General features: G+C 47.5%; 14 protein-coding genes and 1 pseudogene. 11 read left to right on the plus strand and 4 right to left on the minus strand.

What is annotated here, in order from left to right; genetic code table 11:
• Positions 1 to 79: 79 nt before the first annotated feature.
• The 7 genes from N179_RS16475 (at position 80) to N179_RS16505 (ending at position 6,613) form a co-directional block, all read left to right on the plus strand.
• Complete coding sequence (locus tag N179_RS16475) at positions 80 to 988, plus strand: TIGR01777 family oxidoreductase (RefSeq protein ID WP_055966711.1); 909 nt, start codon at positions 80 to 82, stop codon at positions 986 to 988.
• 18 nt (positions 989 to 1,006) lie between these two features.
• Positions 1,007 to 2,146: an amidohydrolase gene (locus tag N179_RS16480; protein ID WP_055966708.1), complete on the plus strand. Its 1,140-nt coding sequence runs from the start codon at positions 1,007 to 1,009 to the stop codon at positions 2,144 to 2,146.
• A gap of 230 nt (positions 2,147 to 2,376) precedes the next feature.
• Positions 2,377 to 2,937, plus strand: coding sequence for a GNAT family N-acetyltransferase (locus N179_RS16485; protein ID WP_023467300.1), 561 nt, complete (start codon positions 2,377 to 2,379; stop codon positions 2,935 to 2,937).
• 127 nt (positions 2,938 to 3,064) lie between these two features.
• Positions 3,065 to 3,748: a response regulator transcription factor gene (locus N179_RS16490; protein WP_023467299.1), complete on the plus strand. Its 684-nt coding sequence runs from the start codon at positions 3,065 to 3,067 to the stop codon at positions 3,746 to 3,748.
• Positions 3,745 to 5,139, plus strand: a complete 1,395-nt coding sequence (locus tag N179_RS16495) for a sensor histidine kinase (protein ID WP_023467298.1) — start codon at positions 3,745 to 3,747, stop codon at positions 5,137 to 5,139. The genes N179_RS16490 and N179_RS16495 overlap by 4 nt, the downstream gene beginning before the upstream one ends.
• Complete coding sequence (locus N179_RS16500; RefSeq protein WP_244150250.1) at positions 5,136 to 5,702, plus strand: TVP38/TMEM64 family protein; 567 nt, start codon at positions 5,136 to 5,138, stop codon at positions 5,700 to 5,702. The genes N179_RS16495 and N179_RS16500 overlap by 4 nt, the downstream gene beginning before the upstream one ends.
• 32 nt (positions 5,703 to 5,734) lie before the next feature.
• The gene (locus tag N179_RS16505) at positions 5,735 to 6,613 is read left to right on the plus strand and encodes an aldo/keto reductase (protein ID WP_075643178.1); all 879 of its coding nucleotides are present in this window, start codon (positions 5,735 to 5,737) and stop codon (positions 6,611 to 6,613) included.
• Positions 6,614 to 6,663: 50 nt separating this feature from the next.
• Here the strand turns inward: N179_RS16505 and rlmD are convergent, their stop codons facing one another.
• Positions 6,664 to 8,049: a 23S rRNA (uracil(1939)-C(5))-methyltransferase RlmD gene (gene rlmD / locus N179_RS16510; RefSeq protein ID WP_058265782.1), complete on the minus strand. Its 1,386-nt coding sequence runs from the start codon at positions 8,047 to 8,049 to the stop codon at positions 6,664 to 6,666.
• A 40-nt stretch (positions 8,050 to 8,089) separates the two neighbouring features.
• On the minus strand, positions 8,090 to 8,302 hold the full coding sequence (locus tag N179_RS16515) for an SE1561 family protein (protein WP_023467294.1): 213 nt from the start codon (positions 8,300 to 8,302) through the stop codon (positions 8,090 to 8,092).
• 84 nt (positions 8,303 to 8,386) lie between these two features.
• On the opposite strand from N179_RS16515, the gene yfkAB reads away from it, so the two are divergent.
• The 3 genes and pseudogenes from yfkAB to N179_RS16530 all read left to right on the plus strand — a co-directional run.
• Positions 8,387 to 9,499, plus strand: a complete 1,113-nt coding sequence (yfkAB, locus tag N179_RS16520; RefSeq protein ID WP_035398770.1) for a radical SAM/CxCxxxxC motif protein YfkAB — start codon at positions 8,387 to 8,389, stop codon at positions 9,497 to 9,499.
• A gap of 87 nt (positions 9,500 to 9,586) precedes the next feature.
• Entirely contained in the window at positions 9,587 to 9,769 is a 183-nt protein-coding gene (locus tag N179_RS16525; RefSeq protein WP_023467292.1) for a hypothetical protein, read from the plus strand.
• 68 nt (positions 9,770 to 9,837) lie between these two features.
• Positions 9,838 to 10,992: pseudogene (locus N179_RS16530) on the plus strand (MFS transporter); the annotation flags it as partial.
• A gap of 41 nt (positions 10,993 to 11,033) precedes the next feature.
• On the opposite strand, the gene N179_RS16535 reads toward N179_RS16530, so the two are convergent.
• Both N179_RS16535 and N179_RS16540 read right to left on the minus strand, forming a co-directional pair.
• On the minus strand, positions 11,034 to 11,321 hold the full coding sequence (locus N179_RS16535) for a hypothetical protein (RefSeq protein ID WP_023467290.1): 288 nt from the start codon (positions 11,319 to 11,321) through the stop codon (positions 11,034 to 11,036).
• A 163-nt stretch (positions 11,322 to 11,484) separates the two neighbouring features.
• On the minus strand, positions 11,485 to 12,414 hold the full coding sequence (locus N179_RS16540; protein ID WP_075643180.1) for a DMT family transporter: 930 nt from the start codon (positions 12,412 to 12,414) through the stop codon (positions 11,485 to 11,487).
• A 185-nt stretch (positions 12,415 to 12,599) separates the two neighbouring features.
• Here N179_RS16540 and N179_RS16545 point away from each other — a divergent pair, with 185 nt between their 5' ends.
• Complete coding sequence (locus N179_RS16545; RefSeq protein WP_075643181.1) at positions 12,600 to 14,549, plus strand: heavy metal translocating P-type ATPase; 1,950 nt, start codon at positions 12,600 to 12,602, stop codon at positions 14,547 to 14,549.
• Positions 14,550 to 14,713: the final 164 nt, after the last annotated feature.

A 14,713-nucleotide genomic window follows, 5' to 3' on the forward strand; every position in this document is an offset into this window, starting at 1 on the left:
GTCTATGTTTGAGTGAAACCATGGAACGGGAACAAATGGAAAGAATCTACTTTTACTTATTTCAGGGAGGATGGATTACATGAACATTGCGATTACCGGTGGAACCGGTATGATTGGTCAAGCCTTGACGAAGCGTTTACTCGAGCAAGGACATCATATCTTTATCTTAACGCGTCATCCGAAAGCAAATGACGCGCATGTCACATATATCAAGTGGATGACAGAAGACGCAAAACCGGAACAGCACTTAGAGGGCGTTGATGCATTCATTCATCTGGCTGGTGCTTCGATCAACGACGGACGTTGGACAGATGAACGCAAACGCGTCATTCTCGACAGTCGCGTCAGCACGACGAAGGAGCTCGTTCGAATCGTTGAAGCACTCGATCAAAAGCCAAATGTCGTATTGTCTGCTTCTGCGGTTGGCATTTACGGACAAGATCGGCATCAAACCTTCTCTGAAGATCACCCCCTTCCACCGACCGCTGACTTCTTAAGTCATGTCTGTGTCGCGTGGGAAGATCTTGCCCGTCCGATTGCCGACGCTGGCATTCGACTCGTCCATCCACGAATCGGTGTCGTCTTAACGAAAGCCGGTGGCGCTTATCCGTTAATGCGCCTGCCTTATGTCTTGTTTGGTGGTGGGACGATGGGCGACGGAAAACAGTGGGTCTCCTGGGTCCACATCGATGATTTAGTCGATTTATTCCTATTCGCACTTGAGACCCCGACAGTCGAAGGACCACTGAACATCACTGCGCCTCACCCGGAGACGATGCGCCGTTTTGGACAGACGATCGGAAAAGTCTTACATCGCCCACACTGGCTCCCGGCGCCACGCTTCGCGTTAGAGCTCGCACTCGGTGAAAAGAGTACGATTGTACTAGAAGGAGCTCGTGTCATCCCGAAAAAAGCGCTCGAAAACGGATACAAGTTTCGGTATGCTGAACTAAAGGATGCATTGCGAGCAATCGAGCATTCAAACTAGTACAGGGGTGGACGATACTTGGATATCTTAATTCGAAATGCACATATCTATCCGATTACTTCGGACAGTTTTTACGGGGACATCCGTATTCGTGATGGAAAAATCATTGAAATCGGTGAATTACTGGATCATTTAGACAACGATCAAGTCATTGAAGCAGAAGGTCACTTTTTATTGCCCGGTTTCATCGATGCCCATACACATCTCGGATTATATGACGAAGGTACCGGAACCGTCGGAAATGATGCGAATGAGACGATTTTCGCGATGACTCCTCATCTGCGTGCCATTGATGGCGTCTATCCGCTGGATGAAGGCTTTAAGGAAGCCGTCGAACACGGGATCACGACCGTTCAAGTCATGCCTGGTAGCATGAACATCATCGGCGGCGTCACGAGTGTCATCAAGACGCACGGACGGTTCATCGATGATATGATTCTTCGAAAGTATGCGGGTCTGAAGGTGGCGCTCGGTGAAAACCCGAAGCGTGTCCATAGTGCTGGTCGCGCCGGTGAACTGACACGGATGGGCATCATGGGGATGTTGCGCGAAGCCTTTCTTGAAGTTCGGACACAACGAGTTTCCGAAACGTTCGCCCATCAGATGATCAAACGGGTCCTTGATCATAAAATGCCGCTTCGTGTACATGCGCACCGAGCAGATGATATTCTTTCCGCCATTCGTTTTGCGGAAGAGTTCGATCTCGATTTACGTATCGAACATTGTACGGAAGGTCATCTCGTCGCAAAAGAGATGGAACAATTACCGATTGAAAAAGTGACGGTCGGACCCACCTTCACGCGAAAGTCTAAAATCGAACTGAAGAATAAGACATGGGAAACGTATCGAATTCTTCATGAGCATGGTCTTGAAATCTCCATTACGACCGATCATCCGTACACCCCTGTCCAGTACTTGAATCTCTGTGCCGGTCTAGCTGCACGAGAAGGTCTACCGGTCGATGTCGCCTTGCGCGCGATCACGATTCATCCAGCCCGCTCGCTCGGTGTGGACGATCGCGTCGGATCGATCGAGGTCGGAAAAGACGCGGATCTCGTCCTATGGAGTCACTTCCCACTCGACTATTTAGCGAAGCCGCTCATGACGATGATTGACGGAAAAATCATTTTTGAACACGCTCAACTGAACTTGACTTAACCCCACCCCCGCCAGGTGTTTTTTGCACCTTTCGGGGGTTTTAGACGCTTACGGAAAACATCTTGTTTTTGTATCTTTTTTCACAAAAATTATTTTCTTGCAATTTTAAAAAAAGAAGGTAATATTATCTTATCCGACAACTGAAGAAGGCATACCATGCGCGGTTCAAACGAGTCAGACAGGTAGCTTTCGACAATCATTCTTGCGGTCCTAAAAGGAGGAATGGAAGTATGCTCAAGCAACGGGAGCTGAGCGACTGCGCTGATTTGTTCGAACTGATGCAGCATCAAGACGTATATCCGTACGTCCGCCAAAAAACACGGTACTTTGATGAATTTCTGTTTACTACAAAGCAGGCAATCGAAGAGGAAGAACGTGGTGAAATCGTATCACGTACCATCCTAGATGAATTCGATCAACCGATTGGTACGATTAGTTTACTCGATATCGAAGGACAATATGGGTTTCTCGGTACATGGTTAGGTAAACCGTATCATGGTAAAGGATACAATCATTTAGCGAAAGAAGCCTTCTTCTCTGAGCTGTTCTTTGAGCTTGGATACGAAAGTGTCTTCATGAAAATTCGCAAAAGCAATATTCGGTCACAAAAAGCAGCTGAAAAATTGCCGTATGCGTTCTGTGCGGATGAGTTGCGTCCTGCGCTTCTTGAGCAATTGAATGCCGGCGAGACACAGTTCACGCTATATGAAGTCTCAAAATCTAGTTTCCACATGTACATTCATGGTCGGGAGCTCGAAACACTATACGATCACCAACAACTCGAAGCATGAGAGCCTTGTCTCTCATGCTTTTTTGTGTCCACGCATGCGCTTCTAAAGTTTGAAATGGTATGATAAATAAGAAAACTCATCTTTATGGAAGAAACACTTTCTTCTACAGGAAATGGAGCGAAGACTAATGCCAGAATCGTTTAACATTCTCGTAGTAGATGATGAAGCACAAATGCGTGACCTTCTCGTCTCGAATCTTGAAAAAGAACACTACACGACGATGACAGCTTCTAACGGACAAGAAGCGATCCATCTCATTCAACAAAATACATTCCATCTCGTTCTACTCGATGTCATGATGCCGGAAATGGACGGCTTGACAGCATGTATGCGCATCCGTGAATTCTCAAACGTTCCGATCATCATGCTGACGGCACGTTCGGACGAGCTCGATCGTATTCACGGTCTGAAAATCGGAGCTGATGACTATATCACAAAACCATTCAGCCCTCGAGAATTGCTTGCTCGCATCGAAGCGACGCTTCGTCGTTCTCATCGCTTTACAGTTGATCAATCGGCTACCTTGACGCTCGGCATGCTTGAACTCGACACTGAAAGTCGGAGTGTCCACGTCAATGGCAAGCCGGTCAGTCTGACGCGTAAGGAATTTGATTTGTTGCACCTGTTCGCTCAAAACAATGATAAGGTCTTTTCTCGCGAACAGTTACTCGATCAAATCTGGGGTGCGGACTATATCGGGAACTTACGGACGGTCGATACACACATCAAAACACTTCGCTTAAAGCTCGGGGAAGCTGGTGGCTCGATTCAAACGGTCTGGGGCATCGGTTATAAATTCGAGGAAGTATGATTAAGCGCTATACGATCCGGCGCCGGATTTGGATCACGATTTGGTTCACAAGCGTTTTTTCCGCTATTTTATTCGTCCTGCTCACTTTCTATCTCTACGACCGGTTCTATCTTCAGACGCAGGAAGATATCTTATTGAACCGAGGCGAAAAGCTGATCAACATTTATGAATCTGAAGGATTATCTGGTGCTTTTTACGATGGAATGACTTATACGAATGAGTTGACGGAATCGAAAGTCTTCTTCATCGATTTCCTGAAGAAAAATCCAGCTGGACTGCGCTTTTTGACGAATGCGGATATCGAAGAACTTCGAAACGGTGAAACCGTCGTCTCCAGTCGGACCCATCCGATTGAAGGAACGGACATTTTGATGACCGGGTTTCCGATCATCGAAAACAATCGACTGGTCGGTACACTGATTTTATATCTGGAACTTGGCCAAATCAGTGAACCATTCCGCCCACTCCGTCTGATGATCTTCTTCATGATCGGACTGATCGTCTTGAATCTCGTCATCTTCGGACGACAAATCATCGATACGATCATCCGTCCGTTGATTGACATGAAGCGCGCCTCGACTGTTTATGCGCAAGGTGACTTTGATTACCGGATTCCGATTCAATCAGACGATGAGATCGGGGAGCTCGCAGAAACATTAAATAAGATGGCGGAATCGCTCGGAGAAGTCGACGAGCAGCGTAAAGAGTTCCTCGCGAACGTCAGCCACGAATTACGGACACCTCTCTCCTACATCCGTGGCTATACGGAGATGATGCAGGATGATTCGCTCGAGGAAGAAAAGCGTGCGCAGTATTACCAAATCATCGAGCGGGAAACGGAACGTCTGCAACGTCTCGTCAATGATCTGCTCGATCTCGCTCAACTTGAACGCGATTCCTATCCGATGTCGAAACAACCACTTGTCTTCAGTCAAGTACTTGAAGATGTCATTTACCGGATGGAACCCATCGCCCAGTCAAAAGGAGTCACGTTCGTCATGAATCTCGACCCGGATCAAATCGTCTTAGGCGATACGGACCGCCTCGAGCAAGTCTTCGGCAATTTACTCGATAACGCCTTACGGTACACACCGCCTGGAAAACAGATTTTCTTATCGACTGAAACGATCGGCGACCGGACGCATTGTCTTATCCGGGACGAAGGAGAAGGCATTCCGGAAGAGCATCTTGATCGACTGACAAAACGTTTTTACCGTGTCGATAAATCACGGACGCGTAAAGATGGCGGAACCGGTCTTGGTCTTGCCATCACGAAACACATCATCGATCGTCATGATGGGACAATCCGGTTCGACTCCGTTCTTGGAGAAGGAACGACTGTCCACATCGAGTTACCGCTTCTTCCGGATGAAGAGGATGGATTCGAATGATGGAACATCATGTCATCCAAACCTTTGAACTTTTCGGACCGTTCGCTCCGTTCGTTAGTATCTTAGTCGGCGTCGTCGTCAGTGTACTTGGTGTCCTACCGAGTACGTTCGTCACCGCTGCGAATCTCGTCTATTTCGGTCTATGGATGGGCACATTGCTCTCTTTCATCGGTGAAGTCCTAGGTGCGGTTTGTGCGTTTCTACTTTACCGAAAAGGACTGCGGTATGCCCTTCGTCGCCCACTTCCCGATCGATTCGCTCGGTTGCAACAAAAACTGCAAGCACAACGAGGACATGAAGCATTTTGGACGATCATCTTGCTGCGGCTATTACCGTTCGTCCCGTCTGGCATCGTCAACATCGTCAGTGCTGCTAGTGGTATTTCCATCCTACTTTTCCTGACTGCGAGTACGATCGGAAAAATTCCAGCCATGTTAATCGAAGTGTTCGCCGTCCATCAGTTCATGCAATCCTCATCCATCATCCAATGGTCGATTGCAGGCGTGGCACTCGTTGGTTATCTGGTCTATCGTATTCAACAAAAACGAGCATCATCGATATAAAACTACAGGTTTTCTGAAAGGAAGTATCGTTCATGGAGTTAAGACGTTTTGGAACATCCGACCTACTCGTATCCCCGCTTGGGTTCGGAGCTGGTCACATCGGCGCAGAACAGATGACGGATCGCGAAGCAGTTTATTTACTCGAACAAGCACGTGATCTCGGCATCAATCTGATCGATACAGCACGCGGCTATGGCTTATCGGAGCAACGCGTCGGGCAATTTCTAAAGAATCGTCGCCACGACGTCATTCTGTCGACGAAAGTCGGCTACGATGTTCCCGGTACGCAGGACTGGACCTTTGAAGCGGTCCATGGTGGCATCGATCAAGCCTTACAGACGATGCAAACGGATCATCTCGACATCGTACACCTCCATTCTTGTAGTCGAGAAATTCTCGCCCAGGGAGATGTCATCGAAGCGCTTGAACAAGCAAAACAAGCTGGAAAAGTCCGCGTCATCGCTTATTCCGGTGATCGGGAAGACTTAACATATGCTATCGAAACGAATCGCTTCGACAGTTTCCAAACGTCATTCAATCTATTTGATCAACGTGTCGATGAAGTCCTGCCCACCCTTCTAGATCACGGTGTCATCGCCAAGCGTCCAATCGGTAACGCCCCGTGGCGCTTCACGGAGCGTCCGGTCGGACAGTACGTCGAACCCTACTGGGAACGTGCGCAACAACTCGCTTATCCACTCGAGGAATCCAGTTGGCTTGAAACTGCACTTCGTTTCACGGTCTTTGAGCCAGGGATCACGACAGCCATCATCGGTACATCTCGACCAGAACACCTCGCGCTGAATCAGCAACTGATCGAGCGCGGTCCACTTCCTGTTGATCGTGTTGCTCGGTTGAAGGAACGCTTCGCTGAGTGTGACGCGACGTTCGGTTATCTTTCGCAAACATGACAAAAAGCCCGTATGTCCACTCGTTCAAAGAGTGCATACGGGCTTGTTACTTAGAACTTTTTCTTTTTCTTTTTTTCGAGCACGACGATTGCTTCGACGTGCGCTGTTTGTGGGAACATATCGTACGGTTGAATGTACGATACCTTGTATCCCGCTTTCATCAAGTGATCGCAATCGCGTGCAAGCGTCTGCGGGTTACACGAGACATAGATGATTTTTTTCGCTTTAGACGAGATCATCGCGTTCAACAATTGTGTATCGCAACCTGAGCGTGGTGGGTCGACGATGAAGACATCCGGAATCCAGCCTTCTTTAACCCAACGTGGAATCCACGCTTCTGCCTTACCGACGACGTAGTGGGCATGGTCGAATCCGTATTGCTTCATGTGCGCATTGGCATCTTCGACAGCTTCTTCAATGATTTCCATACCGCGGACTTCTTTTGCTCCTTTAGCGATCCAAAGTCCGATTGAACCAACACCTGCGTAGGCATCAACGACACGTTCTTCGCCTGTCAAAGCAGCAGCACGCGCGATCTCTTCATACATCCGCTCTGCTTGTTCCGGATTCAATTGGAAGAAGGCACGCGGAGACAGTTGATACGTGAATTCGCCCATTTCTTCTTCAATCCGTTCCACGCCACGCAAGACTTCCGTCTCTTCTCCGAAGACACGTGATGTCAACTTATCATTGATGTTCAGTGCGACCGAGACGACACCTGGGATATCCATGATATCGCGTGACAAACCTTCTAGATCACGGAAGCCGTCTTTAAAAGCAACCAGTACGACCTGAATTTCACCCGTTTTGATTCCTGTCCGGACGACGATATGGCGCATGACACCGTCTTGTTTTGCTGCATGATAAACGGGTACTTTATAGTCATTGAGTAATTTCGTGACAGCTTGGTTGACGCGAAGCGTGTCCTTGTTTTGGACGACACAATCATCGATCGCGACCAGACGATTCGAATTAGCGGAATAGAGACCGCTGACAATCTCATTCCCCTGTTTACCGACGACGAATTGCGACTTGTTGCGGTATTCCCATTCCTTCGAACCGATTGTCGGACGGATATCCGCTTTCTCGACATTCAATTTCGTTGATTTCAAGAAAGCGTTGCGAAGCATTTCTTCCTTATAACGCAATTGTCCATCGTAACTCATGTGTTGTAATTGACAGCCGCCACAGACACTATAGACCGGGCAAAGTGGAGTAACACGGTCTGGTGAACGATCGTCACGCTTTAAGATTTTTGCATTCGCATAGTTCGCATGAATTTCCGTGATCTCGATTTGTGCCGTTTCCCCGACGAGTAATCCTGGGATGAAGACGATTTGTCGCTCGAGCGTCGCGATCCCTTCACCGTTGATTCCCATCCGTAGACACGTGACCGAACGGACCTCACCTGTCTTTAATTTGATTTTTGTTGCCATTGATTTCATCCTTTCCGTTTGTGCAAATGAAAAAGCGGTCTCAATCTACCGCTTTTTTCGTTTCTTCTTGTTCTTTCATATCCTTCGCATATCGAACGACCTTCGCCTTGAGTTGATCCAGTGATACGATCAGTCGTTCCAAATCTTCGATATCTGATGATTCATCGAGTGAATCGATTGTATGACAGAGAAGCTGCATTCTTGATTTTAGCACATTCATTTGACCAAGTTTATCAGTTCTTGCTTTTCCCATTATTCAGACTTCCTTTCTTCCGCTGGATTCCGACGTTATTTTAGCATACGATACGAAGTGGAGCACTAAAAAGGAGGAGTACCTATGCCACAATCATCACCCATCACGATTGCGAACGATCCGTGGGAAGCTTATCGTGACATTGAACAATACGGCACCGTCCGTTTGACGAACATCGAAGTCACGACGACAAAACTGTGTAACATGCGCTGTGAACATTGCGCCGTCGGTTACATGTTATCCAGTAGCGAGTCACCTGAAATCCCAGTCGAACTACTCATTCAACGTCTGGATGAAATCGAACATCTGCGTGCCTTCTCAATCACCGGTGGAGAACCGATGCTTTCAATGAAATCCGTCAAGGAGTATGTCGTCCCTTTACTTAAGTATGCCCACGAACGTGGCGCTAAAACCCAAATCAACTCAAATTTAACACTTCCGTTATCCCGTTATGAATTAATCATTCCTTATCTAGATGTCTTGCACATCTCACATAACTGGGGAACAGCCGACGATTTCATCGATGGTGGCTTTGCGATGATGGAACGAAAACCGTCACGTGAAGCACGGACGAAACTTTTCGAGACGATGAAAGAGAATGCCCGTGTTCTGAATGCACGAGGTGTCATCGTTTCTGCAGAGACGATGATCAATAAGCGGACGTTGCCACACCTTGAAGCGATTCATAAGGAAATCGTCGATATGGGGTGTGTCCGTCATGAAGTGCACCCGATGTACCCCGCTGACTTCGCGTCAATGATCGAAGCAGCTAGTTTATCTGAAATCCGTGACGGAATTCATCGTTTGCTTGACGTCCGCGATCCGAACGTTTGGATGTTGTTCGGAACACTTCCTTTCTACGCATGTTCGATGGAAGAGGCAGATTTAGAATTGCACCGTCGCTTGCGTCAAGAAAAAAACGTATCGGTTCGCAATGACCCAGATGGTCGTTCTCGTCTTAACGTCAACATCTTTGATGGTGAAATCATCGTGACTGATTTCGGCGACGAACTCGCTTCGCTCGGTACGATTCATGAGACGTCTTTCAATGATGCGTATGCCCAGTGGCAAGAGACAGAACTGAATAAAAGCTTGTCGTGTCACTGCCCTGCGGTGCAATGCCTTGGACCGAACGCGCTTGTGAAAAACGCTTATTACCCTGAGATTGATTTCACAAAACAATCGAGTCGGCTTTAAGAATCAAAAATAGGTTTTGAACGATGGCATCCCGGGAAAAATGTCACAAAGTAGACACATTCTGTTTTTCTAAAAGGGGTGACCGGGATGGAATGGCTCGTAGGTATTGTCGCAATCATCGGTACGTTCAGTATGGTCTTGTTCGTCATGATGGTTGGTATTCGTGCTTCACACAGTATCGAACATGATGAAGTGTTCGATCAGACAGATTGGGATGAACATCTGCTGCACATGCCGCGTCCGACACGTTTTGAACAAGAAAATAAATGAAGCACGCCCCAGTCTCCTGTTTCAGTGACTGGGGCGTGTTATGCTAAAAGAAAAAAGAAAGGTCGTCGTTACTTGTGTCACGTCGTTTTGCTCTTATCTTATCGATCGTCTTCATTTCCGGATTCACGCAAGGTCTGCTGATTCCACTGTTATCTATTTTACTTGAACGCCAAGGAACCCCCGCTTTCATCAACGGTCTCAGCGCTGCCGTTCTCTATATCGGTGTCATCGTCGCCGCCCCTCTCATGGAAGGTCCACTACGACGACGTGGTTATATTCCGGTCATCTCGTTTGGACTCGCTCTTGTTGCAGTAGCGGTTTTCTTATTTCCACTTCTTCCAAGCGTCATTGCTTGGATGATTTTACGGTTCCTCGTCGGATTTGGTGATCAGACGTTACACTATGGATCACAGGTTTGGGTGACGTCCATTACCCCAAATGAACGGTTAGGACGAACGATGTCACTATACGGGATGGCATTCGGTCTCGGTTTTGCTCTCGGTCCTCTTGCGGCACCTCTCGTCGATGTCATCAACTGGCTACCATTCGTGTTGACTGGTACATTGACTGTCATCGTCTTGATCTTATTATCGCGTATGCCGAACGAAAAACCGTCATCCGTCATGCCGGAGGAGCTGCAAAGCGCCGCCTCACGGTATAAACTTGTCCTATCAACTGCTTGGTTCACGTTACTTCCTGGCTTTACATATGGTTTTCTCGAAGCCACACTGAATGCCAGTTTTCCCGTTTTTGCGACGCGTAACGGGTACGGTCTATCTGAGACGAGTACCTTGATCACGACATTCGTCGTCAGCTCGTTGATCATGCAACTTCCACTTGGACGACTTGCGGATCACTTCGGAAAACGTCGGACGTTAGTAACCGTTCTTTCGATTGGCTCCGTTTCTTTCCTCATCGCTTGCTTCGTCTTCGAGCGATATGGTTGGTTATTCGCGATTTTTGCTATTAGCGGGATGGCACTTGGCTCGACGTACTCGCTCGGTGTCGCCTATATGACGGAACAGTTACCGCGACACCTTCTTCCGACGGGCAACTTGCTTGCAGGGATTGCCTTTAGTCTTGGTTCGATCCTTGGACCGATTGCTGGTAGCTTGTTCGTTCTGCTTCCAGCTATGCTTTATTTCAGTCTATTCGTTCTGGTTCTAGCGACACTTGCGTTTCTCTTACGATACGCGAAACGTCACGAATCATCCCGGATCTAAAACAAAGGATCTTGCGCTAATGATGCGCAAGATCCTTTGTTTTATTTCACGATTCCTTCTTGCCGAAAACTCCGCCAGAGCTTATCGTCGATCGCATACGGCTGTTCTTTTGCACGCTTCAGCTCTTCTGTCTCGAGCAGCACGACGACCTCTCGACCGTTGATTGACCACACTGAATCGTAACCTCTCTCCGCCTCGATGATTTCCACATCCACATCTCCATGGGTTTCCTTCAATTGTTGACTGACGCACGTTACGACGAACCGGGCAAACTCATCACGTGGACGACGAGTGGCAATGATCTTTCGAACGATCTCATTCCGTTCCATTCGTTTTCATCTCCTTTCGTTTTATAGTCGCACTAGCCTTTCAGACAAGGCCGAATCGGTCTTCACTTGACCGTACAGAAAAAAGCCGAACAGGTCGGCTTGAGCAACGAACGATTGGGAGTTACTTTGATTGAAACTATTCTTGCACGATTCTGAATCTTCGTCAACCTCGCTTTTGAAACCATACAGGAAGGTACGTCGAGACTAAGATACCACTGACGACGAAGAGTAATCCAAGCAACGCTTGCGGTGGAATCGTCTCGCCGAGAATCAAGGCCGATAAACTGACACCATAGATCGGTACGAAGAACATGAACAACGACACTTTACTGACTGGATTATATTTCATTAGTAAATTCCAAAGTGTAAATCCAGTCGCTGATAAGAAGGCAAGATACATGAGCATCCAAGCACTTGTCGTTGAAAAGGTGAATGGTGCGACGTGACCATCGAGAATGACTCCTGCGATAAAGAGACCGATTGATCCAATGACCATCGCCCATCCAGTCATCGGTGCCACCGGATAACGTGCCGAGTATTCTTTGGCAATCAAGTTACCGAACGCCCCGGAAACCATTGCTGCGATCAACAGCCCTTCCCCTATACCGAACGAGACACCTTGCCCACCTTGTGGCCAGTTGGCCAAGATGACACCTGTGAATCCAAGGAATAAGGCGAGTCCTTTAAATCGATTCAGTCGATCGTCTTCATATCGAAAATGTGCCAGCAACATCTGGAAGAACGAAGTCGATCCGGCAATGATTGATCCTTGTACGCCAGTTGATAAAGATAGACCGATATAAAAGAAGACATACTGCAAGAACGTCAAAAAGAAGCCGAGACGACTATAGGCGTAAGTCCGCTCCTTCAGTGTGATCGTCTGTTTGAAGACGAAGACACTGACGACAAGTAATAACACACCTGCTAAAAAGAAACGATAGCTCGCAAACAGCAATTGCTCTCCGTATTCGGAAGATGTGATCTGTAATAAGTCATAACTTTTTTTAATGAAGGGAAACGCACTGCCCCACAAAAAAGTCGTCAGTAACGCAAAGACGACGAGTCCAATCCGATGGGTTAAAATTTTTTGCATCTTTCTAGTTCCTTTCCTGTTCCTTTTCACTGAAGCATGGTATAGTAATTCTACAGATAATAATAATTATAATCTAGAGACAATGAAACTCATTATCAATCAGTTAAACTCATTGATATATCACATTCTCATTCTCTTTCTATAATGATTTCATTTCTCATTTACATTTTGAAAGGAGTTTTAATATGACGACTTCCACTACTACCGATGTTCAACAGCGTTCCGTATTCCGTCATGCTTGGGATGAGCATCACGAATTGATTCTAGCATTGTTTAGCGGAATATTGATTTTAGTTGCTTACGGACTCGAAAAATTCAATACGGCGTCTGCCGTTTATGTCACATTGTACTTATCGGCTTATGTAATCGGAGGATATGCGAAAGCGAAGGAAGGATTGACGGAGACGTATCAAGAAAAAACGTTGAACGTCGAATTGTTGATGATTTTAGCTGCCATCGGTGCGGCTGCCATCGGCTACTGGATGGAAGGTGCGATCCTCATCTTCATCTTTGCGTTATCCGGTGCCCTTGAGACATACACGATGAATAAGAACGAACGTGCCTTGCAAAGCTTGATGTCCTTACAACCGGAGGAAGCAACACGTCTGAATGCAAACGGTCAACTCGAAGTCGTCGGAATCGAACAATTAGCGATCGGTAACCTCGTCTATGTTCGTCCTGGGGAGCGGATTCCAGTCGATGGTGTCATCGTTCGCGGTCAAGCCGCGATCGAAGAAGCATCGATTACAGGAGAATCGATTCCGGTTGAAAAACAAACAGGTGATACCGTTTATAACTCGACTGTCAACATGAATGGTGTCTTGACGATTGAGATGACGAAAGCTGCTGACGAATCGTTGTTCCAAAAAATCATTCATATGGTCCAAAACGCACAAAGTGAACAGTCTCCATCTGCTCAGTTCATCGAACGTTTCGAAAGCCGTTATGTCAAAATCGTCCTCCTCGTCGTTGCACTAATGATGGTCCTCCCTCATTACGTCGTTGGCTGGACATTTGAGACAAGTATTTATCGCGCGATGATTCTTCTCGTCGTCGCCTCACCTTGTGCCCTTGTTGCGTCGATTACACCTGCTGCTTTGTCTGCAATTGCCGCATCTGCGAAAAATGGCGTTCTTTTTAAAGGAGGCGCCCACATCGAGACGCTCGGACAAGTCGATACGATCGTCTTCGATAAAACGGGAACACTGACAACAGGGAAACCCGTCGTCACCGAAAGTCGTTATGCGGAAGGCATGGACGTCCGCGCAGTCCAACAAGCGGTTGCTTCCATCGAAGCGCAGTCGAACCATCCACTCGCCCAAGCAATCGTCGATCACTTAAAAACCGATGTCCGCGAACCTTCAACGTTTAAAGATGTGACAGGATACGGGATTGAAGCAACTGTCGATGGTGTCACGTATCGTATCGGTAAACGGGCGTTCCATGATGGTTTAGACGATCCATTCGTCGCGATCGAACAGTCATTGAAAGAGCAAGGGCATACGATCGTTTATGTCAGCAATGGAGCACAGATCGTAGCGCTTTATGCGTTACGTGATACGATTCGTCCGGAAGCCAAAACAGCGATTGCTGCCTTAAATGATCTCGGCATCGCAACGATCATGTTAACTGGTGATAATCCGGTCACGGCAGCTGCCATCTCACGTGAGGCGGGATTGACGGACTTCGTCGCTGAGTGCCTACCGGAAGATAAAGTACGCTACATCAAACAATACCAAACAGAAGGTCGGACCGTCGCGATGGTCGGTGACGGCATTAACGATGCCCCAGCCCTTGCATTAGCACATGTCGGGATTGCGATGGGTGAAGGAACGGACGCTGCGCTTGAGACCGCTGACGTCGTCTTGATGAAAAATGATTTAGGTCGTCTTGCCTATGCTGTGCATAAAGCCCGGAAGATGAACCGGATCGTCAAACAAAACATCACGCTAGCGATCGGTGTCATTCTCTTATTGATCGTATCGAACTTGTCACAATTCTTGATCATGCCGTTCGCTGTCGTTGGACACGAAGGATCGACGATTCTCGTTATCTTGAATGGTTTACGCCTCCTCCAACAGGATGCGTTACCAAGTCTCCCACAGCGTATGTCCGAGAAACGATTAGCTGCTTAATCATCAAAAAAGCCTCGACCGCCACATGGCAGTCAGGCTTTTTTTGTACCTTCATCCGAACGTATTCGTCGGAATGGCATCAAGTTCGGCTTGTTCCTTCAAGCGCTTTTCTTCCATTTTCTTCGGATCCGCTTTTTTCATGAACCGTTCCCATGACGCGTTCA

The sequence above is a fragment of the Exiguobacterium indicum HHS 31 genome (assembly GCF_001939065.1).
Taxonomy (GTDB): Bacteria; Bacillota; Bacilli; order Exiguobacteriales; family Exiguobacteriaceae; genus Exiguobacterium_A; species Exiguobacterium_A indicum.

Coding starts and splice junctions, on each gene's coding strand:
- N179_RS16475 (WP_055966711.1), top strand. CDS start 80: ATGAACATTGCGATTACCGGTGGAACCGGTATGATTGGTCAAGCCTTG.
- N179_RS16485 (WP_023467300.1), top strand. CDS start 2,377: ATGCTCAAGCAACGGGAGCTGAGCGACTGCGCTGATTTGTTCGAACTG.
- N179_RS16490 (WP_023467299.1), top strand. CDS start 3,065: ATGCCAGAATCGTTTAACATTCTCGTAGTAGATGATGAAGCACAAATG.
- N179_RS16495 (WP_023467298.1), top strand. CDS start 3,745: ATGATTAAGCGCTATACGATCCGGCGCCGGATTTGGATCACGATTTGG.
- N179_RS16500 (WP_244150250.1), top strand. CDS start 5,136: ATGATGGAACATCATGTCATCCAAACCTTTGAACTTTTCGGACCGTTC.
- N179_RS16505 (WP_075643178.1), top strand. CDS start 5,735: ATGGAGTTAAGACGTTTTGGAACATCCGACCTACTCGTATCCCCGCTT.
- rlmD (WP_058265782.1), bottom strand. CDS start 8,049: ATGGCAACAAAAATCAAATTAAAGACAGGTGAGGTCCGTTCGGTCACG.
- N179_RS16515 (WP_023467294.1), bottom strand. CDS start 8,302: ATGGGAAAAGCAAGAACTGATAAACTTGGTCAAATGAATGTGCTAAAA.
- yfkAB (WP_035398770.1), top strand. CDS start 8,387: ATGCCACAATCATCACCCATCACGATTGCGAACGATCCGTGGGAAGCT.
- N179_RS16525 (WP_023467292.1), top strand. CDS start 9,587: ATGGAATGGCTCGTAGGTATTGTCGCAATCATCGGTACGTTCAGTATG.
- N179_RS16535 (WP_023467290.1), bottom strand. CDS start 11,321: ATGGAACGGAATGAGATCGTTCGAAAGATCATTGCCACTCGTCGTCCA.
- N179_RS16540 (WP_075643180.1), bottom strand. CDS start 12,414: ATGCAAAAAATTTTAACCCATCGGATTGGACTCGTCGTCTTTGCGTTA.
- N179_RS16545 (WP_075643181.1), top strand. CDS start 12,600: ATGACGACTTCCACTACTACCGATGTTCAACAGCGTTCCGTATTCCGT.